At 53.1% G+C, this 26,054-nt stretch carries 23 protein-coding genes, 6 tRNA genes and 1 rRNA gene; 9 read left to right on the plus strand and 21 right to left on the minus strand.

The window, feature by feature from the left end; genetic code table 11:
* Positions 1–344: 344 nt before the first annotated feature.
* A complete protein-coding gene (locus GSF01_RS08440) occupies positions 345–2,570 on the plus strand; it encodes a ribonucleoside-diphosphate reductase subunit alpha (RefSeq protein WP_159882797.1) in 2,226 nt (741 codons plus the stop codon).
* A 151-nt stretch (positions 2,571–2,721) separates the two neighbouring features.
* Positions 2,722–3,759: a ribonucleotide-diphosphate reductase subunit beta gene (locus GSF01_RS08445; RefSeq protein WP_159882799.1), complete on the plus strand. Its 1,038-nt coding sequence runs from the start codon at positions 2,722–2,724 to the stop codon at positions 3,757–3,759.
* A 341-nt stretch (positions 3,760–4,100) separates the two neighbouring features.
* Here the strand turns inward: GSF01_RS08445 and GSF01_RS08450 are convergent, their stop codons facing one another.
* From GSF01_RS08450 to GSF01_RS08460, 3 genes are all read right to left on the minus strand, one after another.
* A complete protein-coding gene (locus GSF01_RS08450) occupies positions 4,101–5,654 on the minus strand; it encodes a methyl-accepting chemotaxis protein (RefSeq protein ID WP_235941353.1) in 1,554 nt (517 codons plus the stop codon).
* Between the two features lie 106 nt (positions 5,655–5,760).
* Positions 5,761–7,443, minus strand: coding sequence for a GGDEF domain-containing response regulator (locus tag GSF01_RS08455; RefSeq protein ID WP_159882801.1), 1,683 nt, complete (start codon positions 7,441–7,443; stop codon positions 5,761–5,763).
* A gap of 90 nt (positions 7,444–7,533) precedes the next feature.
* Entirely contained in the window at positions 7,534–7,917 is a 384-nt protein-coding gene (locus tag GSF01_RS08460; RefSeq protein WP_159882803.1) for a response regulator, read from the minus strand.
* 213 nt (positions 7,918–8,130) lie between these two features.
* Between GSF01_RS08460 and GSF01_RS08465 the strand changes: the two genes are divergently transcribed.
* Positions 8,131–8,517: a hypothetical protein gene (locus tag GSF01_RS08465; protein WP_235941355.1), complete on the plus strand. Its 387-nt coding sequence runs from the start codon at positions 8,131–8,133 to the stop codon at positions 8,515–8,517.
* Positions 8,518–8,575: 58 nt separating this feature from the next.
* Here the strand turns inward: GSF01_RS08465 and GSF01_RS08470 are convergent, their stop codons facing one another.
* Positions 8,576–8,947: a gamma-glutamylcyclotransferase family protein gene (locus GSF01_RS08470; RefSeq protein ID WP_159882805.1), complete on the minus strand. Its 372-nt coding sequence runs from the start codon at positions 8,945–8,947 to the stop codon at positions 8,576–8,578.
* Positions 8,948–9,310: 363 nt separating this feature from the next.
* Between GSF01_RS08470 and GSF01_RS08475 the strand changes: the two genes are divergently transcribed.
* A complete protein-coding gene (locus GSF01_RS08475; RefSeq protein ID WP_159882807.1) occupies positions 9,311–10,087 on the plus strand; it encodes a sulfite exporter TauE/SafE family protein in 777 nt (258 codons plus the stop codon).
* 139 nt (positions 10,088–10,226) lie between these two features.
* Here GSF01_RS08475 and GSF01_RS08480 read toward each other — a convergent pair whose 3' ends face one another.
* Both GSF01_RS08480 and GSF01_RS08485 read right to left on the minus strand, forming a co-directional pair.
* Positions 10,227–10,511: a CD3324 family protein gene (locus GSF01_RS08480; protein ID WP_159882809.1), complete on the minus strand. Its 285-nt coding sequence runs from the start codon at positions 10,509–10,511 to the stop codon at positions 10,227–10,229.
* Positions 10,512–11,292: 781 nt separating this feature from the next.
* Positions 11,293–12,909 (minus strand): bifunctional metallophosphatase/5'-nucleotidase, encoded by a 1,617-nt coding sequence (locus tag GSF01_RS08485; RefSeq protein ID WP_268893703.1) that lies wholly within the window; start codon positions 12,907–12,909, stop codon positions 11,293–11,295.
* A gap of 243 nt (positions 12,910–13,152) precedes the next feature.
* Here GSF01_RS08485 and GSF01_RS08490 point away from each other — a divergent pair, with 243 nt between their 5' ends.
* Entirely contained in the window at positions 13,153–14,124 is a 972-nt protein-coding gene (locus GSF01_RS08490) for a phosphate/phosphite/phosphonate ABC transporter substrate-binding protein (protein WP_159882814.1), read from the plus strand.
* 94 nt (positions 14,125–14,218) lie between these two features.
* Here the strand turns inward: GSF01_RS08490 and thrC are convergent, their stop codons facing one another.
* Positions 14,219–15,496 carry a threonine synthase gene (gene thrC, locus GSF01_RS08495; protein WP_159882816.1) on the minus strand — a complete coding sequence of 426 codons (1,278 nt, stop codon included), beginning with the start codon at positions 15,494–15,496 and terminating at the stop codon, positions 14,219–14,221.
* Between the two features lie 121 nt (positions 15,497–15,617).
* On the opposite strand from thrC, the gene GSF01_RS08500 reads away from it, so the two are divergent.
* Complete coding sequence (locus GSF01_RS08500; protein ID WP_235941356.1) at positions 15,618–16,535, plus strand: LysR family transcriptional regulator; 918 nt, start codon at positions 15,618–15,620, stop codon at positions 16,533–16,535.
* Between the two features lie 113 nt (positions 16,536–16,648).
* Here GSF01_RS08500 and phnE (GSF01_RS08505) read toward each other — a convergent pair whose 3' ends face one another.
* From phnE (GSF01_RS08505) to phnC, 3 genes are read right to left on the minus strand one after another with little or no spacing between them, the layout of a single operon-like run.
* A complete protein-coding gene (gene phnE, locus GSF01_RS08505) occupies positions 16,649–17,443 on the minus strand; it encodes a phosphonate ABC transporter, permease protein PhnE (RefSeq protein WP_159882818.1) in 795 nt (264 codons plus the stop codon).
* A complete protein-coding gene (phnE, locus tag GSF01_RS08510) occupies positions 17,440–18,231 on the minus strand; it encodes a phosphonate ABC transporter, permease protein PhnE (protein ID WP_159882820.1) in 792 nt (263 codons plus the stop codon). Before phnE (GSF01_RS08510) ends, phnE (GSF01_RS08505) begins: the two co-directional genes overlap by 4 nt.
* Complete coding sequence (gene phnC / locus GSF01_RS08515) at positions 18,231–19,001, minus strand: phosphonate ABC transporter ATP-binding protein (protein WP_159882822.1); 771 nt, start codon at positions 18,999–19,001, stop codon at positions 18,231–18,233. Before phnC ends, phnE (GSF01_RS08510) begins: the two co-directional genes overlap by 1 nt.
* Before the next feature lie 265 nt (positions 19,002–19,266).
* On the opposite strand from phnC, the gene GSF01_RS08520 reads away from it, so the two are divergent.
* Entirely contained in the window at positions 19,267–20,139 is an 873-nt protein-coding gene (locus tag GSF01_RS08520; protein WP_159882825.1) for a pentapeptide repeat-containing protein, read from the plus strand.
* 56 nt (positions 20,140–20,195) lie between these two features.
* On the opposite strand, the gene GSF01_RS08525 is transcribed toward GSF01_RS08520, so the two are convergent.
* The 3 genes from GSF01_RS08525 to GSF01_RS08535 form a co-directional block, all read right to left on the minus strand.
* Positions 20,196–20,972, minus strand: a complete 777-nt coding sequence (locus GSF01_RS08525; protein WP_159882827.1) for an ABC transporter permease — start codon at positions 20,970–20,972, stop codon at positions 20,196–20,198.
* On the minus strand, positions 20,965–21,888 hold the full coding sequence (locus GSF01_RS08530) for an ABC transporter ATP-binding protein (RefSeq protein WP_159882829.1): 924 nt from the start codon (positions 21,886–21,888) through the stop codon (positions 20,965–20,967). The genes GSF01_RS08525 and GSF01_RS08530 overlap by 8 nt, the downstream gene beginning before the upstream one ends.
* A 156-nt stretch (positions 21,889–22,044) precedes the next feature.
* On the minus strand, positions 22,045–22,866 hold the full coding sequence (locus GSF01_RS08535; RefSeq protein ID WP_159882831.1) for a uroporphyrinogen-III synthase: 822 nt from the start codon (positions 22,864–22,866) through the stop codon (positions 22,045–22,047).
* 102 nt (positions 22,867–22,968) lie between these two features.
* Between GSF01_RS08535 and GSF01_RS08540 the strand changes: the two genes are divergently transcribed.
* Positions 22,969–23,700: a 3D domain-containing protein gene (locus tag GSF01_RS08540; RefSeq protein ID WP_159882880.1), complete on the plus strand. Its 732-nt coding sequence runs from the start codon at positions 22,969–22,971 to the stop codon at positions 23,698–23,700.
* A 155-nt stretch (positions 23,701–23,855) separates the two neighbouring features.
* Positions 23,856–24,299, plus strand: coding sequence for a hypothetical protein (locus GSF01_RS08545; protein WP_159882833.1), 444 nt, complete (start codon positions 23,856–23,858; stop codon positions 24,297–24,299).
* 63 nt (positions 24,300–24,362) lie between these two features.
* Here the strand turns inward: GSF01_RS08545 and GSF01_RS08550 are convergent, their stop codons facing one another.
* The 8 genes from GSF01_RS08550 to rrf all read right to left on the minus strand — a co-directional run.
* Positions 24,363–25,058 carry a DUF421 domain-containing protein gene (locus GSF01_RS08550; protein ID WP_159882835.1) on the minus strand — a complete coding sequence of 232 codons (696 nt, stop codon included), beginning with the start codon at positions 25,056–25,058 and terminating at the stop codon, positions 24,363–24,365.
* A 282-nt stretch (positions 25,059–25,340) separates the two neighbouring features.
* Positions 25,341–25,417, minus strand: a tRNA-Arg gene (locus GSF01_RS08555).
* Positions 25,418–25,473: 56 nt separating this feature from the next.
* Positions 25,474–25,557: transfer RNA gene (locus tag GSF01_RS08560), tRNA-Leu, on the minus strand.
* 10 nt (positions 25,558–25,567) lie between these two features.
* Positions 25,568–25,653: transfer RNA gene (locus tag GSF01_RS08565), tRNA-Leu, on the minus strand.
* 15 nt (positions 25,654–25,668) lie between these two features.
* Positions 25,669–25,741: transfer RNA gene (locus tag GSF01_RS08570), tRNA-Lys, on the minus strand.
* A 9-nt stretch (positions 25,742–25,750) separates the two neighbouring features.
* Positions 25,751–25,836 (minus strand) — tRNA-Tyr (locus GSF01_RS08575).
* Between the two features lie 9 nt (positions 25,837–25,845).
* Positions 25,846–25,921 (minus strand) — tRNA-Phe (locus tag GSF01_RS08580).
* Positions 25,922–25,956: 35 nt separating this feature from the next.
* A 5S ribosomal RNA gene (rrf, locus tag GSF01_RS08585) occupies positions 25,957–26,054 on the minus strand; the annotation flags it as partial.

Genomic DNA, 26,054 nt, shown 5'->3' on the forward strand with positions numbered 1-26,054 from the left:
AAACTTACGATTCTATGACATGTCGTTTCTATCAAATAGATTGACAAATTGTCCGTTCATCATGTAAATTCAACTTATTGTCTTTTTATTGAATAAACTATATATTGTATATACACCCATTAAGATATACGATATATAGTGTGTTTCTGTGAAATGTCAAACTGTATCATGGCCAGGTGCGACTTCCGTCGCCCCCGCTTGTTTTGACACCCTTCGCCCCGTATTTTACACCTTCCTGAGGCGTTAACACCGGCATGCTGCTGCCCGGCAACGGGATGGGCGCGTGCTTTTTATTCGATTGCCGAGGGAACTGCCGATATTATTACTGTAGAGGAGCTGGAATGATGATTATCGTCAAACGCGACGGCACACAGGAAGAGCTTGTTTTTTCCAAAATGAAAAAGGTGATCGATTTCGCCATCGAGGCATACCCGGAATGCGATCCCCTCGAGCTGGAAACGGCTCTGCTGCCTCTATTCCGCAACGGCATCACGACCAAGGAAATCCAACGCCTTTTGATTCAGGTCGCTGTGGAGAAGACGAGCGTGGAGCAGCCGAACTGGCAGTATGTAGCCGCCAAGCTGCTGGCCTATGATCTGTACAAAGAAGCGCGCCTGAACCGCAAATATGGGCATTTCGGCTATGGAGACCTGTATTCGCTTATTACATACCTGACTGATATGGGACTGTACGGTTCCTATATGCTGGAGCATTACAGCCGGGAGGAAATCATGGAGCTCGGGGCTTATATCAAGCCGGAGCGCGATTATTTGCTCAATTATATCGGACTCAAAACCTTGGCTGACCGCTATTTGATCCGCGGACTCGACAAAGAGGTGCTTGAACTGCCGCAGGAGCTGTTCATGGGTGTGGCCATGCATCTGGCCATGAAAGAAACGGACAAGCTGCGCTGGGCCAAGCAGTTCTACGATGTGCTCAGCAGCCTGGAGATGACAGTCGCCACGCCGACTCTTGCCAATGCCCGCAAGCCGCTGCATCAGTTGTCGAGCTGCTTCATCGACACCGTACCGGATAATCTGTGGGGCATCTACAACGTGGACCAAAGCTTCGCGCAGGTATCCAAGCATGGCGGCGGCATGGGCATCTATGTCGGCAAAGTGCGCAGCCGCGGCTCGAACATCCGGGGCTTCAAGGGCGTCGCCGGCGGCGTCGTGCCTTGGATCAAAAACTATAACAATACCGCGATCGCCGTCGACCAGCTCGGTGTGCGCTCCGGCGCTGTCGCCGTCTATCTCGACGTCTGGCATAAAGATATTCTCGACTTCCTGAACTTGAAGACCAACAATGGCGACGACCGGATGAAGGCTCACGATATTTTCCCCGGCGTCTGCATTCCCGATCTGTTCATGCGCACGGTGCAGGAGCGCGGCTCCTGGTATTTGTTCGATCCGCATGAGGTCCGCAAATACAAGGGCTATTCGCTGGAGGATTCGTTCGGCGACGAATGGGAACAACGTTATCTGGATTGCGTAAGCGACGACAAGATCTCCAAGGACGAGATTCCGGCTATCGATATCATGAAGCGGATTTTGACCAGCTCGTTCGAAACTGGCACGCCGTTCATCTTCTTCCGCGATACGGTGAACCGCGCCAACCCGAACAAGCATAAGGGCATGATCTACTGCTCCAATCTGTGTACGGAGATTTGCCAGAATATGAGCGCGACGGAAATCATCCAAACGACTCATGAGGACGGCATCATTACCTCGCAGGTGAAGAGCGGCGACTTCGTCGTCTGCAACCTGTCTTCCACTAACCTCGGCCGAGTTTACTCGAAGGAAGACATCGAGCGCGTGGTCACGACACAGATGCGCATGATGGATAACGTGATCGACCTGAACTACTACCCGATCCCGCAAGCGGAAATTACGAACAAGAAGTACCGGGCTGTGGGGCTCGGCTCCAGCGGCTACCATCAGATGCTGGCACAGCTGGCGATCAACTGGGAATCCGACGAGCATGTGGAAAAAGCCAGCGAAGTGTACGAGTGGATGAACTACTACGCGATCAAGGCTTCCATGGAGATCGCCCGCGAGAAGGGCGCCTACCCGGCCTTCGAGGGCAGCGAGTGGCAGACCGGCGCTTACTTTGAGGCCAGAGGCTACGATAGCCCCGAGTGGCAAGAGTTGAAGGAGCAGGTGGCGAAGCACGGCGTCCGCAACGGCTGGATGTTCGCTATCGCGCCGACTGCTTCGACCTCGCTGATCGCAGGCTCGACGGCGGGCATCGACCCGATCTTCAACAAATTCTTCGTCGAGGAAAAGAAAAATGCCGTCATTCCGCAAACGGCGCCTAACCTGAGTGCCGAAACCATGTGGTACTATAAAGAAGCTCACCGCATCGACCAGCTTTGGAGCATCAAGGCGGCCGGCGCGCGCCAGCGTCATATCGACCAGTCGCAATCCTTCAATCTGTACATCACGCCGGAGCTGTCCGCCCGTGAGTTCCTGGAGCTGTATATGGCAGCCTGGGAGCATGGACTCAAGACCGTTTATTACGTCCGCAACAAAAGCTTGGAGGTCGAGGATTGCGTGAGCTGCAGCGCTTAAGCCGCAGTCGCTTATCCCAAGCCCGTGGAGCGGAATAGCGGGCAGCAGAAATTGAATTTCTACACAGGGGCAGATGCGCCCCTGTTTCCTTTGTCAGCCGCCGAGCACAAACGATATGAGGGCCCGAGGCCCGAACGGGAGGATATGCAAGATGGATCTGCAAAAGAAAAAGCTGTTCAATGAAAACGGGGACCGTGATTGGGGCAAGCGCCGCATGATCGGAGGCAACACGACGAATCTGATCGAGTTGAACAATGTGAAATACGACTGGGCCACGAAGATGTACCGCACCATGATGAACAACTTCTGGATTCCGGAAGAAATCCCTCTTGCCCAGGATGCCAAGGATTATAAGTTCCTCTCACCCGAGGAACGCCAAAGCTATGATAAAATCATCAGCTTCCTGATCTTCCTTGACTCTCTGCAGACGGCCAATCTGCCCAATATTAACGAGTACATCACCGCTTCCGAGGTTAACCTGTGCCTGACCGTCCAAACGTTCCAGGAAGCTGTCCACAGCCAGAGCTACTCCTATATTCTGGACAGCGTCTGCTCGGCCGAGGTCCGCGACGATATCTACAACCAATGGCGGGAAGACAAGCACCTGTTGAAGCGCAACCGGTTCATCACGGATCTGTATGAGCGCTTCATCGAGTCGCCGACGACCGATAACCTGATCCGTACGATCATGGCCAACTATATTCTCGAAGGGCTGTACTTCTATAGCGGCTTCAGCTTCTTCTATGCGCTCGGACGTCAGGGCAAAATGCTCGGGACGGTCTCCGAGATCAAATATATCCAGCGTGATGAGCTGACTCACCTGGCTTTGTTCCAGAATATTTTCCGTGAGATCCGCAAGGAAAATCCGGAGATATTCACCGATGAGCTGATCGAGGATCTGCGGGGCATGATGCAAACGGCCGTGGAGCATGAGATCGAGTGGGGCCAATACATTACCAATAACAAAATCAACGGGCTGAGCAACGAAATCATTGACCAATATATCAAATATTTATCCAATGAGCGTCTGCGCAAGCTTAATCTTGAAATTCTGTATCCCGAAGTCGTCGACCACCCGATGAAGTGGGTCGAAAGCTTCAGCAACATGAACAGCATGAAGACCGACTTCTTCGAGCAGAAGGTAACGAACTATAGCAAGTCGTCCAACCTGAACTGGGACGACTTGTAAGCCGGCTCAAAGAGGGGGCGGCTATCCCTGATCCGTTAATATAATAAGCTGCTCCGAATTAATCAAGAGGCCTCCTGAACCACGGTAAACGTGGTTCAGGAGGCCTCTTGTTTGGTGATAGGGGGGACATCTCGTTGAACCAAGGCGGTGTGACAAGCTCCGTGACTCCAGACGGAAGTCTCTGGATCTTTATTTCACAGCAAAATAAAATTTATTATATGTCCAAGCCCGATGCATCTGGAAACATCACTATTTCTTCAAGTGTTTTGCCTTAACAGCCGCCTTCTCCTTTAAGAAAGAGAATGGCGGCTTGTTATCGCATTAAAAGAACGATGAACGAACTATATATGCTTTCTCGCCTCTTCGTTCAAGCCGGCGCATATGTTCTCCAGCTCATATGCAAGCCGGCTTAGGCCTTCTGTCGCCTCGGATATGGATTCCATCGCCTTCAGCTGCTGCTGGCTCGAGGCAAGCACCCGCTGAGCCCCGCTGGCATTGTTTCCGGACAGACGGGCTACCTCGTTCAACGAAGCCGATACTTCTTCCGTTCCTGCGGACATTTGCTCGGCGGAGGCGGATATCTCCTGAATCTGGTCGCATACCCGATGCGCTTCCTGTACGATCAAGCGAAATACTTGACCTGCCTCGCCAACCGCCTGATGGCTGGATTCGACCTCGGAACTGCCGATTTTCATGATCTCCACGGCTGAAGCAGTCGCCCGCTGGATATCTTCGATCAGCTCGCTGATTTGACCCGCGGAAGCCTCCGACTGCTCGGCCAGCTTGCGCACCTCTGTCGCAACGATGGCAAATCCGCTTCCATGCTCTCCCGCATGTGCCGCTTCAATGGCGGCATTCAGCGCCAGCAGATTCGTTTGTGAAGCGATGCCCGAGATAATCGTGGCGATTTCGCCGATTTGCAGCGACTGCTGCTCCAGGCGCTCCAACGCCTCGCCTACTTCGCGCGAGGTGGTTTGCAGCGAATCCAGCTGCTCCACCGCATGGGTAATCGTCACATTGCCTTTTTCCGCTTCGCGAACCATCCCCATGGAAGCTTCCGTAACGACGCCTGACGATTCCGCCACACGTTGTACGCCAATCGTCATTTCCTCCATGGCACGGGCGCTGTCATCGCTGGTCTGCGCCTGTCCCTCGGTCGCGGCAGCCATACTTTCCATCGACTCCATGATGCTGCGGTTTTCCACGAGCGTGCGATCCGCATTGCCGTTAAGATGTTCGACATAACGAACAAGCTGGCCTGAGCTTGTCTTCAATTGATGCAAAGTCTGCTTCAGCAGCTCCTGCTTCTTCTGCTTGTCCGCTTCGAGCAGAGCGAACGTGGCCTGCTTCTTCGATATTTGCCAAACGGTCGTACCCGCCGTCAACAGCAGGAAGATAAGATGAACCAGCAGCAGCTTCACCCCATACCCGTCGGTCCCGAACACCAGCTCCGGGAAAAAGAGATACGCTGCGATGTACTGGAGCGCAAATACGGCAGTCATGATCCAAATAAGCAGTACGCTTTCATAAAAGGCCATCAGAGCAATGACCATAAAGATCGAGAAAAAGAACTCCACCATTCCACCAGCCACGAAGATCATCGCTACGCTCGAAAGCGTCATTGACAAGGCATTCGCCAACGGGACCAAGCGTTGATGCCCCATAGCAAAGGCGATGCCGCCCCCAATAAGCAACAGAAGCGGAGCTGCCAGCAGCGAATTTAATTCAAAGCTGTAGGCCGCCAGATCGATGTCATGCTGCGAATGAAACACGCCCATCCAGCGGAACAGCGTATGGGTGAGCAGCGCCAGCATAAAAGTTCCCAAGGTTACGGGTAAAGTCATGCGATTTTTTATAGTGAGCATATCGAGCGGTTTTTCGGTCAAATCTCCCACATCCCCTTAATATTTTAAGTGTAATCTCTCGTCTCTCCGCTAGAGCAGGAGGGACTCTCGGGCCCAATCCATCAGCTCCAGCGGTGTTAATTAATAGGCAGGACGGCTAAGGAAGCTCCAACAGTTCCTTAACGCGTAGTTCAAGCTCCACCATAGAGAAGGGCTTGTGCATGTAGCCGTCCGCTCCGTATTGCAGGCCCCGGCTCACATCCTCCTCGCGCCCCCGTCCGGACAGAATCATAATCTTCATCCCGTACGGTCGCTCATCCTTTTCCTGCAGCCGCTTGAGCAGAGCATAGCCATCGAGACGCGGCATGACGCCGTCCAAGATGCATAGATGCACGGGCTGCTCCATCATGATCTGATAAGCCTCCTCCCCATCGACAGCCTCTTGAAAGTCAACGGGCAGATGCTTCAGCTTCGCGATCAGGATCGACCGCAGAATCTTGTCGTCGTCAGCGATCAGCACGCGCTTGCGCACGCTCGTCTGCGCGAGCTGGGTTGCATTGGCCGCAGCCTCTCCATCCATGCGCAATACGACGCGATTGCGGCCGCCTTCCTTTGCCGCGTACATGGCACTATCCGATATTTCTATCCAACTCTGCACATCCATGCCGCTTACCCATTCGGAGATACCCGCTGAGAACGTGATTCGATAAGCCTGCCCTTCGTTTTGAGCGACCGGCTCAACCTGGGCAAGCTTCAGGATATGTTCGATCGTCTTCTTGGCATCGGGGCCGCTCGTATTCGGAAATACGATGACGAATTCCTCTCCTCCGAAGCGGGCTAAGACATCCGTACTCCGCAGATTATCCTGCAGAAGATGGGCAAGGCCCTGCAGGACGAGGTCACCCACATGGTGCCCATAGGTATCGTTAATAGACTTGAATCGGTCAATGTCAATAAACGCAAGGGAAATAGGCCCGGGGTAACGGCCGATTCGTTGTAGCTCTACCTGTATCTGATGATCGAAGAACCGGCGGTTATACACCCCGGTCAATGGATCCCGGAACGCCATCTGCTCGAAGGTTTTCGTTCTCTTGAGCAGGCTGTAAATACGTGCGGCTAGCTCCTCGTATTGAAAAGGCTTCGTCACGTAATCATCCGCCCCTAGATAGAAGCAGCGTACCTTGTCATTTACGTCCTCGCGACCCGACAAGACGATCAGCGGAAGCCACTTCAGTGTGGGGTCTTCCTTCAAACACTCAAATAACTCATAGCCGCTCACCGGATGCATCATCAGATCGAGCGTCACAAGCTGGTAAGACTTCTCGCGAAGCAGCTTCTCCGCCGTAGCGACGTCAGCCGCCTCGTCTACCTCATACCCGTCCAGGCGGAGCCGCCGGACCAGATAGGAACGTAAAACCTCGTCGTCATCGATGACGAGAAGCCGCTCACCGCCCGGTTGCATCAGGGAACGGTGCATGCGTTCCTGTTGCTCGTCAAGCTCAAGCTCTCGCCCGTATATGTCCAGCTCCAGCTCCAGCTCAAGTAAAATAGGGGCAGACTTCTCTACGCAGTGCGAATACGAGCCGATCGCTTCGGAAGCCTGTCCTTTGTTTTCTTCAGACTGCGTCCACTCCCATACTTCCACCAGCTTCTGCGCGGCAGCCCCGACGCGGACAAAGCCGAACATCGGAGCGCTTCCCTTTAAGGTGTGGGCAACGCGGTAGATGCTCTTAGCGGTTTCCTGCCTATCATCCGGTTTAGCCTCCGACGACAGCCACTCCCGGAGCTGAGCCAATTGTTTGGCCAGCTCGGAGACATACTTGCGCTTGCCCTCCTTCATGAGACGCTGTTCCCTATCGCTTCTGTCGTTTCCAGAGCTGTGACGCAACCAAGCTCACTCCCGATCTATGTACATGATAAAGCGCATCGCCTAAGTCGAACGCTGCTGAATAAGTTCCTGAACGGTATCGATCAATTGAAGGGGGCTGAAGGGCTTAACGATATATTGCGTAACCCCGGCCTCTTTCGCGCGCTCGCGATCCTTATCGAGAGCTTTGGCCGTCAGAAGAATTACGGGCGCCTCACGGTTCGCCCCGTCCTGACTTCGCAGCCATTCGCATACTTCGACGCCGGTCTGCTCCGGCATCATATAGTCCAAAATAACCAGATCAAACGACTCGCTCCGCAAGCGTTCGACTGCCTCCCTGCCGTCGGTCGCTTCGGTGATGTCATAGCCTTCGTCTGCAAGCGTCTCCGTAAGTAAAAAACGGAGGGCTTCCTCATCATCGGCAAGCAATATTCTATAGGCGCTCATTCGTATTCTCTCCGCTTCTCATCTGGCAATTTCATCTGTTTCATTATAGCATGAACCGGAAATATTGGGTAAAAAAAAGAAAGAAAAGCCGACAACATCCTACTCAAAAATAAGTTTCATAATCCTTAAGAACTATGTTAATATGTTTATAAAGAGTTCTTTAGAGAACGGTATCGAAAACCTAGGGAAAACGTCCTATAGAAAGGGTGATTTATGATGCAGCCTGTCGAACAATTAATACGCAAGGTGTCCCGGTATATTTCATTCGGCCAGCCCGTCTCCTCGGGTTCGGTGATCAGCCAGCGCCTCTCCGATCCACGCATCCCGATGCAAGCCTATTATCTGTCCCTGAGAACTCAGAACGAGCAGGATCAGTACTACCATGAGGTTTGGTTGAAAAAGGAAGGCTACTTCGCCATCACCGAAGCCTGGTACAAGGAAAGCTCGGTGACCCGGAAGCTTCACCAGGATAACCTGACCTTTGAGCAGCTTGCGTTGTCCATAGGCGAAGAGGATGCCAACGCTATCGTCATGAGGATCAGTGAGATCATCAAGAAATCGGAGAAAGAGGATTGGAGGCCGCTTTCCAGGCGAGCCTAAGCCCCATGCTAATTAAGCGGTCGTTCTCAACTTGGGAACGGCTTCTTTGCGCGCTGTCTCAGCGGCTTCGCCACGAACCCCCTTCAATCTCCGGATAACCGTGCGAATGCTTCCACGCGTAAGTCCAGCCCTCTCTCTCTTCCCGTAAGCCATCGCGTATCCAGACCCGTTCATAGTCATGTCCTTTTTCCGTTCCGTAGTATTCTTCCAGCTCTTCGAGTCTTGGCATTCCTTCCTCGGCAATTACCATCCACTCTCCTTGAACCCTTCCATGTGTTCCTGCTCCGGACAGCACAAGGCCGGGATAGCCTCCGGCGTCAAACAGTCTGCCGTACACGGCGCCTGGCCGTACCGACCATACATAAGGAGCGATGACAGGATGATTCGCTTCCCCCACCAACAAGGTTCCATACACAAACAACGGGATCAAGGCTACTCACTCCTTCTGAGCCAAAGCTTGCGCCTACCCTGCTGCGGCTTTCTTTAAATCATACCATATGCCGCCTGACGCTTCCTCGGGAATACCGGACTATCTTTAAATCACGGCAACCGTTCCCTCGCCAGACATGAATAGCAAAGGCTATCAAAAAATCCGACAGGTTATGAGGGGATTCCTCAGCGATCGCTGCCGGATGTTTTTTTGCATGGAAACTGGCACCAGATCTCTTTACGCCCACATATAGTGGGGGAGAAGGGCACAGCAGGAAAATGTTGAAAAATAATAATTGCACATCGGTTAACTTGGGATTATAATAATGCTGACCGACAAGATAACTTGAGGTGGGAAAAGTAAATGGAGATGAACATTGTTTTGATGGGCGCGCTTGTCGGGCTCTTGGTTGGTTTGACGGGTGTAGGCGGAGCTGCTCTGCTGACTCCTCTGCTTGTATTTCTGGGTATCCAGCCCACCGTTGCGGTAGCCACCGACCTCTTCTATAACTCGATTACCAAGCTGTTCGGCAGCATTCAGCATGTGCGCCAGAAGACGGTGAATGTTACGCTCGTCAAGCACTTGGCTATGGGTAGTGTGCCAAGCGCCGTGTTTGCTATCGTATTGCTAAGGTTTTATCCGCCCCTGCAAGGCTACCAGGATGCGATTATCAAGCATTCGCTTGGCATCGTCCTGATCGTAGTCGCCCTTTTGAGTCTCGCGAAGGTTTGGATTTCGCCCAATAAGACCAACTCCATCCAGGATAAGTCTTTGACCGATAAAAAAGGCCTTTCTATTCTGATCGGCGTGCTGCTCGGCTTTATCGTCGGCCTGACCTCGATCGGCTCCGGTTCTCTCTTTGCACTGGCCATGATGTTTTTCTACCGTTTGAAAGCCGCCGAGCTGGTCGGTACCGACATCGTCCACGCTTTCTTGCTCGTATCGGCTGCCGGTCTGATGCATGCAGGCTTCGGCAATATCGATTACCTGCTCGCCTTCAACTTGCTTGTCGGATCCGTTCCCGGCGTTCTGCTCGGCAGCAGCTTGTCCGCCAGGGTGCCGGCGAAGCCTCTTCGCACGGTTATGGCTGCGATCATCCTGATCAGCGGCATCAAGCTGGCAGGCTTGAACATCCTGTAAGATTTCATCGAAAAAAGCCAAAAGTCATCCGCTTTTGGCTCTTGTCATGATGTTCTGTAAGTTAAGGCTTCCGCTGACAGCTCCGACGGGCGGACCAACACCCCGTGCTATCGCCCCCGCACCGCTCTAGCCTGCCTTGTTAAGGCCTGGCAGCGAGCCCGCGAGTCTTGACTATAATTTTGCGGATGCTGTCTTCGCTTAAGTGGAACTTGCCGATCAGCTCTGTAACGGAGTATCCGTTCTGATATAGCCGGAATATCTCATGGTTCCGCTTTTGTATCGACTGCCGGGTGCCGTTGTTCTCGCCCCAGCCTGCGCGCGTCTGGTCTTTCTTCGGAATATAAATAATCTCACCTTGTATATAGTCCTGCAGCTGCTTGAGCAGGTTAGGTGGCAAAATGTCCCTTCCATTCTTGTACCCCACCGATGAATGCCTCCTTTCGCGCCGTATTGGCGTTACTTCCGAAAGTCGTCAGCATTTTCATCTTCACACCTCCTATGAATGTGCCCTTTGGATACACAGGATTCGCTAGTCTTGAGGGGCATACAAGAAAACCTCTATTGAAGCTTTTCAAGATGGGCGCCCGTACCATTCGACCATGCATGCTTTTTGCTAATCCGCAACTTCCTCCCAAGCATAAGCATGCTCTAAGAGCATCAAAACGCCGGAATGGCCGGAAAAGAAAAAAAACACGATCTGCCGATGCGTGCCCGAATGCCTCTTATGTTCTGTTCCTGTAAAAGACGGGGTTCAGGTGACGGTGATGGAGAAAATGCTTATTCACTTGTAATCAAATCCTCTTGCCATAATCATCATAGTCGCGTTTGTCACTACCAACATCACACGCCACTCCCTTCTTTAGAATGTATTAAACCTTATTATACCCATTGTTTCCCAAAATGTCTATTTGCTTATATCCCAGTTAATCCGTATGTAGAGGCGGGGCCCGAAGGCCCCATGAGAAGCTTCCTTCGGACACGCTAGCATCCGCTGGAATCCGAAGCTGAAGCTCCTCACCATCATGCGATCCCTGCTTACGCAGAGATCACCTCAGTTAATGTAATCATCGTTTCCGATCACTCCTTTCGTAGAGTGTTAGCTGGCCGGCTACAGTACTATTAACGCATGGAAGGCCGGATCCCCGCAAGGTGAAGAATCGTTATAGCTATTTTATACCGAGAGGCCGCGAGCCGCGGAGAGCGTGTTAGAGGCGGTCTTCGGCATGCCCCGTCCATATAACCTCCCAGTTCCGGTCAAGCGTCGATTCGATCGTCCCGCGCTCCATAATGTAGCTGGCCAAAAGCTCCGCCATATCGGTCGGTATATCCTTGACGATCGGCTTCCCCCGGAACATCGCATAATTGCCGCCGCCTGCGGCCCGATAGTTATTCATAACCACCTCATACTCGCCCTCGGGATCGAGAGGGGCTCCTTGATAGCGCAGTCCGGAGACACGCTGGCCGACTGGCTTTGAAATGTCTAGCTTGTATTCGATCCCTTCCCACATGTCGTAATTGTAATGCTGCGGCTTCGGATCGCTGAAAGCGGCACTTACCCGGATCTCCCCATGCCCATCATACGTCTCGAAGTACCCGGCCGTTTGCTCCAGCGCAGCTTCAATGTCCTTCCCGCTTACGCGGATGACCTGCAGCGTGTTGGGATAAATATAATTCGACACGATATCTCTCATCGTTATAAGTTCAGGAAATCCCGGCGATATATTGTCGAAAAGCGCCGTATTGGAGATCGGGGCGCCGGAAATCTCCATCTGGACACGATTGATAAACTCGATCAGCGGATGCTCCCTCAAGCGGACCTCCATCGGATCGAGCACCCGCATATCGCCGACCAATCTCCCTATAGGCTGGTCCAGCCAAACCTGGGTCAACCGCTCATGCGGATCGGCGAGCTCCAATATTTGGGCATCCGGCGCCGCACCCTCAGGCGAGAGCAGCTCCGTCTCCACTGCGGCTATATGCCAACGGCCTTCCCGATCCCGCTCTACGCTAAGAACGGCTTTACCCAGCCAGCCGCCTGCGCTGCCGGGCTGCAGAACCGGAACTCCGCACACTCGGGCGCCCGGGATAACCCGATGCTGATGCCCGGTCAATAGCAGATCGATCCCTTCAACCTCGCGGCAAAGCGCAAATCCCTGATTCTCCCCCGTTAGCGGCTCTGTCGGCTCGCCCGTCTCCAGATGACATTCGAAGCCCCCGTGATAAGAGACAATAACGATATCCGCTCCTTCCCTCTCACGCAGTTCTTTTACCCACCGCTTGGCCGATTGGACGGCATCCTCGAAGACAAGACCGGCTATATGCTCCGCTTTCTCCCAGTTAGGGATATACGGAGTAGTCAGTCCGAGCACCGCAACCTTTACTCCGCCAAACCTCCTGAGGATATAGGGCTGTCCCAAAAAAGGCTCCTTGTCGGCTTCCCGAACAATATTGGCGCACAGCCACGGGAATGACGATTCGGCAACTGCTTTGCTTAGCAGCTCCATCCCATAGTTGAACTCATGATTCCCGACGACGGCTGCATCGTATCCCAGTTCATTGAGACAAGAGATCATCGGATTCGGCTCTTCCCGGTTCAAGCGCGCATGATGATAAGCCAAGGGCGTGCCCTGGATCAGGTCCCCATTGTCCACAAGAAGCACATAATCCTGCTTTCGGCGCTCTTCGCGAATCAACGTCGCCAGCTTGGCGAGCCCGCTTTCGATCGGGTTATGATTTGCATATTGGATGGGCATGATATTCCCGTGAATGTCGGATGTTTCCAGCACAGTAATCTTGAGCGAGTCTTGGGGAGATTGGGTCACAGCAGCGGTCAACTCCATTGTCCAAATTTTGACTTTTATTATCCATTCGCACCCCAATTGCACCGGAGGGAATGATGTATCTATCTTAGCAAAATCAATAAAAAAGAGCCACAGTGTAAGTAATGGGTCAGATTTACTCACACATAAGCCGGCTTTCACAATATTTTAATTATTCAATTCTCCATTTTGTGGTATAGTGTAATTGTTTGACAAATAAACAGAATTTACTGGAGGTCAATTGGTATGTTTAAGAAAATGACGGCTCTCAGCCTCTCTCTGATCCTGACGGCTGGACTTGCCGCTGCTTGCGGAACGAAAACGGAAACACCGGGAGGAAATGCTCCTGCCCCGAACGGCGCCAAACAAGAGGCTCCTGCAGCCAAAGGCTTCGAGCCGAAAGAGCTTCGCGTTCAATTCGTTCCTTCGCAAAGCGCCGAAACGCTCGAAGCGAAAGCTAAGCCACTGGAGAAGCTTCTGGGGGACAGGCTCGGCATTCCTGTCAAAGTAACCGTCTCGACCAACTATAACACCGTCATCGAGGCAATGTCCTCGAAACAAGTCGATGTCGGCTTCCTGCCTCCAAACGCCTATGTACTGGCGCATGACGAGAAGAAAGCGGCTGATCTGCTTCTGCAGGCCCAGCGCTATGGCATCGACGATGCAACAGGCGCTGAAACGACGGAGCTTGTAGATTTCTATAAAGCGATGATTATCGTCAAGAAGGACTCTCCGATCAAAACGCTCACGGACCTGAAGGGCAAATCGATCGCTTGGCAAGGCGTAACGTCCTCAGCTGGCTTCGTATGGCCGGCTAACGACATGAAGAAAGCAGGCGTCGATCCGGAGAAAGACGTCAAAGGTATCGAAGTCAAGGGCCATGATAAAGGCGTACTTGCCGTATTGAACGGTCAAACCGATGCAGCGGCTATTTTCCAAGATGCTCGCAATACCGTGAAAAAGGACAAGCCGGACGTCTTCGAGCAAACACGCGTCCTGGCCTTCACTTCCAAAATCCCTAACGATACGATTACCGTCCGCACGGATATGGATCAAGCCTGGAGAGACAAGATTGCTAACGCCTTTATCGAGATCGGCAAAGATCCGGAAGGCAGCAAAATCATCTATGAAGTATACTCGCACCGCGGCTATGTCAAGTCCGACGACAAAAACTTCGATATCGTACGCGAGTACTCCAAGGACGTTGGTCAAAAATAATCAGGCTTCTGCTCGAGGATAGGAGCTTAAGTGGACAAAGGCTGTCCCGGAAAGATCGATTCCGATCATTTCCGCGGACAGCCTTTTTTTGTTATTACCCTTGTGCGCCGAACATCGCGCGGATCGCGTCAGGATAAAGTCCTTCCGCCCCCTTTGATGGTCGAGACTGCCCGCTTGCTCCATCAGGCTCATGCGGATACATATCCAGAGACTCCTGATCCTTGAGCATATGCCCCGTCAGGATACAGACCGCCGTGCACAACCGGTCGATAGTCCCTTCCTCGCGCAGCTTACGCAATCCGGCCACCGAGGCGGCCGAGGCAGGCTCACAGCCGATGCCGCTGCGATCTACGACCCTCTTGGCGGCAAAAATCTCTTCATCCGTTACCGACACGGTAACGCCCGATGTCTCCTGAAGGACGACCATCGCCTTCTTCCAGCTGGGCGGATCGCCTATGCGCAGGGCGCTGGCTCTCGTACGCGGGTTAGCTTCGGGCGTCAGCATGTCGCTCCCCGCGGCCATCATCCGGTGGAACGGGGAGGACCCTTCCGCCTGCACCACGGCAATCCTTGGCAGCTTGTCGATCAACCCGATCGCAAGCAGCTCCCTTAGTCCTTTTCCCAATGCAGCGACATTGCTTAGCGCGCCACCTGGAAGGACCACCCAGTCCGGCAGCTTCCAGCCTAGCCTATGCGCAATCTCGAAGCCAATGCTCTTCTGGCCTTCGATCCGCCAAGGATTGACCGAATTGCATAGATACAAGCTTAGTTCACCTGCATGCCGCTGTAAAAAGGCAATGCCGTCATCATACGTCCCGGCGAAGCGGATCATCCTCGCGCCATAGGCCAGCGTTTGCCCGATCTTCCCCGCGGCGACGCCCTGCTCCGGAACGAACACATACGCTTCGGACCCGCTCCACGCCGCATACATAGCAAGCGAAGCCGAGGTATTTCCCGTTGAAGAGCAGGCAAACCGCTTATATCCAAGCGATAGCCCCTGGGAGACGGCGACAACCATTCCGTTGTCCTTGAACGATCCGCTCGGATTTTCACTCTGTGCCTTCAGCCATAGCCTGTCCACTCCGGCGAAAGCCCGCACAGACTCCGCTTCGTACAGTCCCGTGTTGCCCTCATATCGAGTAATGGCCTGCTCAGAAGACAACTGAGGATGAATCAATTCCTTATATCTCCATACTCCGCTTGCGTGAAGCGTGCCGCGCTCGCTCAACCGGTCATCGAAGATCCGTTTGAGCCGATCGGCGTCCAGGCCGCCCAGCTCCTGCACAATCTGCATAAGTCCACCGCATGGGCAACAGTAGGCTACCGAACTCACCGGGTATTCAATTCCGCACTCCGAGCAAGTCATTTTCATACCATTCACGCCTTTCTTCTCATTTCTTTAAGCATAAGGCATGATATATAATAAATATAATATATATAATTTGTGATTATATATATTATATTTATGTTTATATCAAGAAAGGATGTTTTTCATGAAGCCGCCTCATGTGAATAGTCATGCTCTGCACCTGCTCCATGCCATTGCCCGCACCGGCAGCGTAACCAAGGCTGCCGAGCTGCTGCGAATCAGCCAGCCGGCTGTTACGATGCAGATTCGCAAGCTGGAGCAGGAGCTGGGATTAACACTTCTAGCGCCCAGAGGGCGAGGCATCCTGCTGACCGAAGCTGGGGAGTTCGTCGCCGCGCAGGCGAAGAGGCTGGTTTCCCTGGAGGATGAACTGAGCCTGCTCATCCACGAATATCGGGAAGGGCGTTCCGGCAGCCTGAGATTGGCGGCTACGTATTTGCCCGCTAACTTTCTACTCCCGTCCTGGATGGCAGGCTTCAAGAAGCAGGCGGAGGATGTCAAGCTTATCCTGCACACGGCCAACGCCGACCGGGCGCTCGGCATGCTGGTCACCTTCGAAGCTGAGCTCGCCGTCGTCGGGGGCCGGCTCGAAGCGGCTAGCGGCCTTGTACGGAGGCCGCTGGCCGAGGATCCGATGTGGTTCATCGTACCGCCGGAGCATCGTTTGGCCGGTCAGGAGGCTGCGCTGAGCGAGGTGCTGCAGGAGCCGTTCGTTATGCGGGAGGAGGGGAGCTCTACTCGGGACATGCTGCTTGCTTTATGCCGCTCCATGCATGTAGGCATGCCACGGATCGGGCTTGAGCTCGGCGGAATGAATGAAGCGGTCCGTGCCGTTGCAGCCGGCTATGGGACGCTTTTTGCCTCTGCGACGGAGGTCCGGGACTTTCTCTCACGGGGAGAGGTGGCCCGCGTACAGGTACCTGGTGTCACGATAACCAACCCGCTGGCCGTCTACTGGCGTGAAGGCGATCCGCTCTCGGTGCAAGCCGAGCGTTTCCTGCGCTGGCTGTTCGACCAACCTGAATATGGCTCCGGAGAATAAGGCTTCGCCAACCAACTCCGAGCGCCCCCGCGCGGTTCCGACGGAACGGAAAAACCCGCTCTCCGAAGGCGGCGGAAAGCGGGTTTTCTTCTACGTACGATGCGAACATAAAGCTATACCAAGCGTTTGCGAATCGAGGACGAGATGATATCGATGATCGTCACCATCACGATAATTCCCAGCAGGATAATACCGACCCGATTCCAGGCCCGGGCTTCCAGAGCGAATATAAGCGGCGCGCCTATACCGCCTGCGCCGATCAACCCGAGTATCGAGGCCGAACGGATGTTGATCTCAAACCGATATAGTGCAAAAGAGAAGAAGTGTGGCAGCACCTGCGGCATAACGGCGAACCACAGCACCTGCAGGCGGTTGGCGCCGCAGGCTGTCAGAGCCTCGGAAGGACCCAAATCCAGGTTTTCGACAGCCTCCGAATACAGCTTGCCGAGCATCCCGATCGAATGAAGCCCCAACGCCAGCACTCCAGCATAGGCACCGGGGCCGACAGCTTTAATGAAGATAATGGCCATGACGATCTCGGGGAACGTCCGAATCAGGCTGAGCATGAATTTTCCGCTTCCGCTGACCCAGCGTAGACGGCTCATGTTGGCAGCGGCCCAGAAGGCGAACGGCACGCAAAGAATCGCGGAGATGAACGTACCGATGATCGATATGCCGAGCGTATCCAGCAGTCCTCTAAGCAGATCCTCGCCCTCCGGCCGGTAGACGAATTCCCAGTCGGGATGAAATAAACCTCGCAGTATAGTAGCGAAATCCTTGCCTGCGCTTTCCGTCAGACCGGTATATTCAATGCCGGTAAACGACCATACATAAATAGCCAGGACGATCAGGGCTACAAGCCAGAAGCGGATGCGAGACGATTTTTTTGGAACAGGTCTGGTTGTCATAGCAGCTTCTCCCTTACCCTTGTGCTGACATAATCAATAAGCAGGACGATCGCCAGCGTCAGGAGAATGATAAGCGAAGAGCGATCGTACCGGAATTGCTGGAGCGTACGGTCCAGGTACAGGCCTATGCCGCCCGCGCCTACAAGTCCGAGTACGGCTGCCGCACGCACATTGACCTCGAAGGTATACAAGAAATAAGCCATATATTGAGCCGCTACCTGAGGAACTACGCCGAATTGAATCCACTGGGCTTTATTGGCCCCGACCGCCGTCATCGCTTCAAGCGGCCCGGGATCGATGGCCTCGATCGATTCATAGGTCAGCTTGGCTACCAGACCGAAGGAGAAGAAGATTAGCGCGAGTATGCCGGGGATAGCCCCGATCCCGAAAACCGCAACGAACAAGCCCGCGAATAACAGCTCGGGGATCGTCCGGATCAGGTTCAGGATAAAACGTGCCGGCTGATACAGCCATGGCGTCCGTACGACATTGCTAGCGGCAAGCAATGCGATAGGGATGGCGAGCAGTCCGCCGATCGTCGTACCGATTACAGCCATTTGCACCGTTTCCATCATAGGGGCCCATACTACATCGATATAGCTCCAATCCGGCGGGAACATCTCGACGATCAGCTTGCCCATCTCCGGCGCTCCCTCAATCAGCCTGGGCAAGCTCGAATCCGTATTTTCCGCGCTCCACCAGAGCAGTACGATAAGCAGCAGCGTCGTCATATAGGATTTCATGCGCGAGGGCTTTTGCAGGATGCGTTTGCGGTCCGAGTCCGTCATTAAGCCTCCACCCCCAAAAGCTCATCCTTTTTGATGGCTCTGCCATAAATCTCTGAAAATTTTTCATCCGTCGCTTCGTTTACCGGTCCGTCGAATACCACTTCACCTGCACGCAATCCTATGATGCGCGTCGCATATTCGCGAGCCAGATCGATAAAGTGGAGGTTCACGATCGTTGTAATGCCGAGCTCCTGATTGATCCGCTTCAAGTCATCCATCACCTGGCGTGTCGTCAAGGGGTCGAGGGAGGCGACGGGCTCGTCCGCAAGGATAATCTTGGCCTCCTGGGCCAACGCACGGGCTATCGATACGCGCTGCTGTTGACCGCCCGACAGCTCATCCGCGCGGGAGTATGCTTTGTTTAGAATATTTACGCGCTCCAAAGCGTTGAACGCCAGCTCGATATCTTCCTTCGGAAACAAGCCCAGCAGCGTACGCAGCGTCGAATGGTACCCCACTCTCCCGGAGAGCACGTTGCGCAGCACGGTCGAACGCTTCACGAGGTTAAAGCTTTGGAAAATCATGCCGATATCCCGGCGCATCCGACGGAGCTCGGAACCGCTCGCCGAGGTGATGGAACGCCCATTAATAACTATTTGACCATCGGTTATTTCATGTAGCCGATTAATCGAACGGAGCATCGTCGATTTCCCTGCGCCCGACAACCCGACGATGACGATAAATTCGCCTTTATGAATGGTCAGGTTCAGGTTTTTCAGACCGACAGTTCCGTTGGGGTACACTTTTGAGACATTTTTAAATTCGATCATGGGCTGTCATAAATCCCCTTTTGTCCATATTGTCCAACACAAAATGATTCGACATCAATCGAGATTATCCTCTTCTATTTTACATATTTACGTAACCTTAATTTTCCGTTTAGCTTGCCCCAAGGCTCCGTCACCGATGCGGCTTCGACGCAGGTCTGCTCCCATTCCTCTGGTTATAAACTAAAAAATATCTAACACTCTTCCGCCGACATCCTATAAAATTAATCTAAGAAGCATTGAATCCCGACATCAAGGAGAGAAAAATATGTCTGAGTATCCTGAAACTAATAACGACTCCCCCATCAGGAGCCCTCTCGATCTAAGAGCCGATTGCGAAAATTGCTTTGGCTTATGCTGTGTGGCCCTGCCTTTTGCGGCCTCGGCCGACTTCGCTATGGACAAAGATGCCGGGCAGCCCTGCCCGAACCTGCTCTCGGACTTTCGCTGCGGCGTACACAACAGCCTGAGGCAGCGGGGATTCCGGGGTTGTACCGTGTATGATTGCTTCGGCGCCGGGCAGCATACCTCTCAAGTGACCTACGGCGGACAAGACTGGCGGCAAGCGCCGGAAACTGCCAGGGACATGTTCGAGGTGTTCTCTATCATGCGGCATCTCCATGAGCTTCTCTGGTACCTGTCCGAGGCGCTGACACTGGAACCGGCCCGCCCGATTTACGAAGCGCTCGGCTCCGCCCTCGAGAAGACGGTTCGCCTCGCTTCTCTCGCCCCACAGGCTCTTATGGAATTAGACATAGCTGCGCACCGGGCAGACGTCAACACCCTTCTCCTGCTTACCAGCGAACGGGTACGCAGCGAGGCAACCCGCCATCTTAAGACTAGCCCGGATACCCGGAAAACTTATCGCCGGGGAGCTGATCTTATCGGAGCCAATCTCAGAGGGGCCGATTTAAGAGGGGCCAACCTCAGAGGCGCCTATCTCATCGCCGCGGATCTCAGAAACGCCGATCTGAGAGGGGCCGACCTCATTGGAGCGGATTTACGCGATGCCGACCTCCGGGGGGCGGATCTTACCGGAAGCATTTTTCTCACCCAAGCCCAGCTTAACGCGGCCAAAGGCAATTCCGGCACGAAGCTGCCGCAGACTCTCGTTCTTCCCCTTCACTGGCCGGCTTCCTGAGCCTTCCATTGAACCAAGAGGCGCCGACGAATCGGCGCTCGCAGCCAGCATGAGCTTTAGCTGCCCGCTACATCCCTTTTGGTAAAGAGCAGCCAAGAAACGACATAGAACAAGACCGCATAAGCCACAAGGACCGTCACGGAAAAACCGAGCGTCATCCCTTCGATCGGCGGCTTGCCACCGGTGAGATAAGGGGTCAAGTCCGTATTGGCAAATACAAAATATTTGACCCATTCGTACTTCAACCTCGCCAATACCATCACGACGCCATCCTTCGTCAACAGCAGGAAAATGGATAGTCCGATCGCAAGCGAGCTGCTGCGGAAGGCTGCCGAGATCATAAAGGCCAGCAATACCGTCATCACAATACTCACCGTATCCAGCAAATAAACACGGACAATCCCGGCAAACGATTCGCCTCCGGGGATGAGGGGCGCTCCGGCGCCAAACAGGATCAATCCCGTGAAGTAAGAAAAAATAAAATGAATCGCCAGCAAACAGATCATAAACAACAGAGCGGCGATCAATTTCGAGGCGAGCACCTTGCTTCGGGAAGCCGGACGGATCAGCAGCAGCTTGATCGTACCCCAGCTGAACTCGGACGCGACGATGTCGCCTGCTATGATTACGCTGAAGATGGTGCATAGACCCGTCAAATACGTTGTCGCGCCCATGAACTGAAGGACATGGGTGTATGGCAAGTCCAGCACGACTTTCATCAGAATACCCGCCGAAATGATCGTAAGCACTAATATCCCCAGCATAATCCAGGTACGCATACGATTGTAAATTTTCATATTCTCGTTCTGCACGAGCGACAGCAGACTAGACAATCCGATTCCCCCTCGTTACCTCAAGGAATTGCTCCTCAAGCGTTTTGGCTATGGTACGGATGCCAAACACAGCCACGCCGGCGGCAACCAGACGAGCATTGAGCGCCGCGACCGTGTCTCTTCGATCCGATACTTTCACGGAAAGCTCCGTCCCGTTCACCTGCGCCTGATAGCCGGCTTCTTGCAGCACTGCCGCCGCTGCAGCCGTATCCTGCACCTCGAAGCGGACTTCAACCTCCTCCGTCTCGCCCGAAGACTCCTTGAACGAGCGCACATCGAGCAGTCGTCCATTCTGAATAATCGCTACCCGGTCGCACATAAGCTCCATCTCGGACAGCAGGTGACTGGATACAATGACAGCCAGCCCTTCTTCCTTCGCCAGCATCCGCAAGTAATCGCGGAGCTCGCGGATTCCTTCAGGATCGAGACCGTTCGTCGGTTCGTCCAAAATAAGCACGGAGGGACGATGAAGGATCGCCTGAGCCACTCCCAGCCGCTGGCGCATCCCCAGCGAATAGGTTTTTACTTTATCGTGAATCCGGTTCTCCAGACGCACCAGCCTGACGACCTCATCGATCCGCTCCTTCTCCACATTAGGCAGCATTCTGGCGAAGTGGATCAAATTCTGATACCCGGTCATAAATCCGTAAAACTCCGGATTTTCAACAATCGCGCCCACATGCTGCATAGCTTCCTCGAATTGTCCGCGGACACTGTAATCCCGGATCTTAATCTCTCCGGCCGATATCGATATCAGTCCGACCATCATCCGGATTGTGGTCGTCTTGCCAGCGCCGTTCGGCCCGAGAAACCCGAATACTTCTCCCGGGCGCACCTCGAAGCTAAGTCCGTCCACAATCGTTTTGGAGCCAATTTTTTTAGTTACTTGTTTTAACTGAACGATCGTTGATTCCATGCTAACCTCCTGACCCCGGCAAAAAGAGGTATGGTATACTTTTCCATCAGAAAAAGTATATCATACCTCCTCAATTTGAACCAATACGCTTTGAAAACGAGGCGTTAGAGAGCGGTTCCCTCTCACTTCGTACGCATGTTTCTCGTACAAGAAGTCTTATCCCTTAAGATTGGCTTCTTGCTCGTAATATTTGGCAAGGCTCACAATCATACTTCCCATCCGTTCTTCCTCCGGCGCCACGACCCGGTTTACGCCTTCCTCGCGCAGCGCCTCCGCGGTTACCTTACCTACCGCCACCGCGATCGTATTTCCTTCAAATGCTTTGATCACAAGGTTTGCGATGCCTCTTTCCTTGGCATACTCCATAAGAAACCTCACCTGCGGCGTACTAGTGAACGTAACGGCGTCGAGCTGTCCCCCCACAATTTCGTCAAGCAGAAGATCGGCTACCGTAAGCTCAGGTGGGATGTGACGATAGGGCAATATCTCATGATAGGAGGCCTCCTGCTCTTTTAGCCAGTTCACAAGCTTCGGGGCATGATCGCCATACAATTGCAAGGCCACCCTCTTTCCCTTCAGATCGGCGCCGCTCATCGCCCGGATTAATCCGCTCGTCGTTCCGTCATCGTCACGTACCGCCGGCTGAATGCCAAGCTTCTTCAGGACGTTGACCGTCTTATAACCACGGGCAGCCACGTGCGCCTTGCTCAGCACGCCCACGAAGGCTTCCTTTTCACCGATAGCTTCTGCCGCTTGAACAAGGAGATCCGTTCCTACTCCGGTCGTCAGGATGACCCAGTCCGCCCCTTGCTCAATAAGGCGTCTCACCTCGGCCTGGACAAGCTCCTCTTCAACTGCAACCGTCCCTTGAGCCGGCCGAACCAAGGCAGCTCCGCCCATTTTCTCTACAATTATGCTGAGCTCCGCCGCTTTCCTCGGTCCTGTAATCGCGATTCGTTTACCTTCCAGCCTGGCCATAGTTATCCCCCTTGTGTGACGAGTCCATGTTTAAAATCCTCTAAATCTGGCGAATCTAATGCTAGGTTAGCACAAAATTGCTAGAGGAGGCTTGATCTCGTGATGCATGGTTTTACTCGTACTCTTTTCGTCGTGCTCGTTTTCGTCTGTGTAGCGGCTAGCCCCGCTCTTCCGTCGTCCGCAACCTTCGCTTCTGAGGATCCCTATGAATCTATCTTTATCAACGATTTTTATATCGCTTCAGAGGACCCCGCACTTGGCTCTCAGTCGGACCAGCCGGTCGATCTGGCCCATTCGGTCCTGCTTCCCTCCACCGTTCCTTACGAAGTGAGGGCGGGCGATACGTTATATCGAATCTCCCGGTCTTTCGGTGTCAGCCTCAACGATATCATGGCCGCGAACGATATAAGCTCCCCGGATCGGTTATCCATCGGCACGCGTTTGGAGATTCCTGTCCAAGAGGCTGCCCTCCAGTTCGCCGACGGCCGTACCAATATAGTGAAGCAGGTGCTTTCTACCACCTTGACTGCGTATACAGCCGGGTATGAATCGACTGGCAAAACGCCATCGCATCCTCAATACGGCATTACATACAGTGGCAGCAAAGCCGAAGAAGGCCGTACGATTGCCGTTGATCCGAAAATCATTCCGATCGGAACAACCGTATTTATCGATGGGATCGGCCTACGCAAAGCCGAAGATATCGGCTCCGCTATTCGCGGCTCTCGCATAGACGTATTTATGAAGGATGTGAGCGAGGCATTGGAGTTCGGAGTGAAGAAAAACGTGAAGGTGTATGTACTGTCCACCTCAAATACGGACACCCGAAGCTAACAGACGATAAGCCCTAGCTCCATCATAATACAAAACGTGCCCCGAAACATTATTTTTCGCGAATTGGGCAATCTATCTGTGTCGTTATCTTGTCATTCGCGAAATTATCGCCCTGGCACCCATCCAATACGCCGGGCCCGGGAGGATCGTAAGCCATGAAGAAAAGACAGGCTCTTTATTTGACAGGATGCTGGATTTTTCTTTCCCTTACCTTGATAACGGGCTGCGGGCAACAGCAGAAGTCCGGGCAGGAAATGCAGGGTAAGGGGAAGCAACAGAACGATAAGCCGATCGATACCCAGCTGCAGCAGCAGTTTAAGATGTATCAGGAAATTCAGCAGCAGGAATTCGAAACAGAGGAAAAAAAGCGAGCGTCCGAAAAAAAGCAATTAAAGAAGCTTCAGGAAACACAGGCAAAGTCGTTGAAGCAAGAGTTTAAATACCAGAGAATGCTTCAACATAGCGGAAATCCGTGGAAGCAGCAGGACAAGCAAGCCCCGGAAGAAGGGCAGAAAAGCGGAAGTAAGGACAGCGAAGGTTCAGGGGGCAAGGCCAAAAAACAAGAACACCCGCCCAAAGAAGCGAAGAAATCCGAATAACGCATGATCCTATTTCTTGGTTCAGTCCCTGCATGTCGCAGGGACCTCTTCATCGTTGATTTCTTAGTCTTTCCGGACCGGCTCCTCATTGCGAACGATATACAAACCATCTTCCGACGTCCATTCCGCGTAAAAGACTTGTCTCGGGTCCATGAAGCCTTGCTCAAGCATTTCCTTTCGAAGCCAGCTCTCGTCTTTCCCGATCTCCTTTAATCCATCGCCCTGTATCTGACCGTCTTTAATCATCACTTCAGCGGGTCTTTGCACCTGCTCCGGTAAATTCAAGTCCCCTCGGTTAACCGTCTCATATTCCGATTTAAGCAGTATACTCAGGCTGCCGTTCGTCTCCAGCACTGCAAACGCCACCTTATTCAAGGAAAACACATTGCGTTGTCTCAGCATCATGCATAGCTGCTCCATATCCACATTATTTCGGTCCAGTTCCCGTTGATTGACAACGCCGTTCACAATAAGCAGCGAGGGCTCGCCTTCCAGAGGCTTTCTCAGCTTTCTACTGCGGTAGACGACCCGGTCCATGGCATAGCTTAGCAGCATCCAGAACGCTAACGCGTAGACCAGCTTTCCATAGCCGGCTTCATCGTCGTATATGGTATTGCCCACCAGCTCACTGAGCATCAGAGCAGATACGAAATCAAATGGGGTCAGCTGGGAAATTTCCTTCTTACCGAGCAGGCGAGTAATGACCCATAACCCAACAAATCCGATGACCAGCTTCAAAGTGATATGAACGAAACTCATCCAGAATCCCCCTCCTGTGGCCGTGTTGTTCCTCTTTAACCCTCGAATGGTGGAGTTGACTCAATCTTGAGTTCCTATATCAAAAAGACTCTTGCCTCCGATTATTCGGTAGCAAGAGTCTACTTATGTAAGTGCTGATATTATTTGTTGAGGTTATATGGCGTGCCCTGAGAGATGCGGCTTTCAGCCGACTGCGTAGTATTCCTTTCGAAGCGTAGCTCCGACGAACTCTGACGTTCGAATCTAAGTCTCAGTCCACTCTGTAATTCGATGAGGTTATAATGGCGTGCCCTGAGAGATTCGAACTCCCGACCTTTTGATTCGTAGTCAAACGCTCTATCCAGCTGAGCTAAGGGCACATACAATCGGGATACCGGCTTTGTTGAAGTCGGTATCCCGATTAGTTGTTTCATGATGCGCTCGAGAGGACTCGAACCTCCACGGCTGTTACCCCACTAGAACCTGAATCTAGCGCGTCTGCCAATTCCGCCACGAACGCATATGAATGATGGTGCGGTTGAGAGGACTCGAACCTCCACGAGCGTACGCCCACTACCCCCTCAAGATAGCGTGTCTGCCATTCCACCACAACCGCATATTCAATTAAACGTGAGCCATGTAGGACTCGAACCTACGACACCCTGATTAAAAGTCAGGTGCTCTACCAACTGAGCTAATGGCTCATACTAGAATGGTGGAGGCTGATGGATTCGAACCACCGAACTCGTCAGAGAACAGATTTACAGTCTGCTGCGTTTGGCCACTTCGCTAAGCCTCCGTATTACTATGGTGGCTCGGGACGGAATCGAACCGCCGACACGAGGATTTTCAGTCCTCTGCTCTACCGACTGAGCTACCGAGCCCAATAACCACTTTTGACTATCCATTAAATGAATCCGCTTGGCGACGTTCTACTCTCCCAGGACCCTTCGGTCCAAGTACCATCGACGCTGGAAGGCTTAACGTTCGTGTTCGGGATGGGTACGCGTGGTTCCC

This window comes from Paenibacillus puerhi (assembly GCF_009846885.1).
In the GTDB taxonomy this organism is placed as follows: Bacteria; Bacillota; Bacilli; order Paenibacillales; family NBRC-103111; genus Paenibacillus_G; species Paenibacillus_G puerhi.

Coding starts and splice junctions, on each gene's coding strand:
- GSF01_RS08490 (WP_159882814.1), top strand. CDS start 13,153: ATGTTTAAGAAAATGACGGCTCTCAGCCTCTCTCTGATCCTGACGGCT.
- GSF01_RS08530 (WP_159882829.1), bottom strand. CDS start 21,888: ATGGAATCAACGATCGTTCAGTTAAAACAAGTAACTAAAAAAATTGGC.
- GSF01_RS08475 (WP_159882807.1), top strand. CDS start 9,311: ATGGAGATGAACATTGTTTTGATGGGCGCGCTTGTCGGGCTCTTGGTT.
- GSF01_RS08445 (WP_159882799.1), top strand. CDS start 2,722: ATGGATCTGCAAAAGAAAAAGCTGTTCAATGAAAACGGGGACCGTGAT.
- GSF01_RS08440 (WP_159882797.1), top strand. CDS start 345: ATGATTATCGTCAAACGCGACGGCACACAGGAAGAGCTTGTTTTTTCC.
- GSF01_RS08455 (WP_159882801.1), bottom strand. CDS start 7,443: ATGAAGGAGGGCAAGCGCAAGTATGTCTCCGAGCTGGCCAAACAATTG.
- phnE (WP_159882818.1), bottom strand. CDS start 17,443: ATGACAACCAGACCTGTTCCAAAAAAATCGTCTCGCATCCGCTTCTGG.
- phnC (WP_159882822.1), bottom strand. CDS start 19,001: ATGATCGAATTTAAAAATGTCTCAAAAGTGTACCCCAACGGAACTGTC.
- GSF01_RS08545 (WP_159882833.1), top strand. CDS start 23,856: ATGAAGAAAAGACAGGCTCTTTATTTGACAGGATGCTGGATTTTTCTT.
- phnE (WP_159882820.1), bottom strand. CDS start 18,231: ATGACGGACTCGGACCGCAAACGCATCCTGCAAAAGCCCTCGCGCATG.
- GSF01_RS08500 (WP_235941356.1), top strand. CDS start 15,618: ATGAAGCCGCCTCATGTGAATAGTCATGCTCTGCACCTGCTCCATGCC.
- GSF01_RS08460 (WP_159882803.1), bottom strand. CDS start 7,917: ATGAGCGCCTATAGAATATTGCTTGCCGATGATGAGGAAGCCCTCCGT.
- GSF01_RS08520 (WP_159882825.1), top strand. CDS start 19,267: ATGTCTGAGTATCCTGAAACTAATAACGACTCCCCCATCAGGAGCCCT.
- GSF01_RS08465 (WP_235941355.1), top strand. CDS start 8,131: ATGATGCAGCCTGTCGAACAATTAATACGCAAGGTGTCCCGGTATATT.
- GSF01_RS08535 (WP_159882831.1), bottom strand. CDS start 22,866: ATGGCCAGGCTGGAAGGTAAACGAATCGCGATTACAGGACCGAGGAAA.
- GSF01_RS08550 (WP_159882835.1), bottom strand. CDS start 25,058: ATGAGTTTCGTTCATATCACTTTGAAGCTGGTCATCGGATTTGTTGGG.
- GSF01_RS08540 (WP_159882880.1), top strand. CDS start 22,969: ATGCATGGTTTTACTCGTACTCTTTTCGTCGTGCTCGTTTTCGTCTGT.
- thrC (WP_159882816.1), bottom strand. CDS start 15,496: ATGAAAATGACTTGCTCGGAGTGCGGAATTGAATACCCGGTGAGTTCG.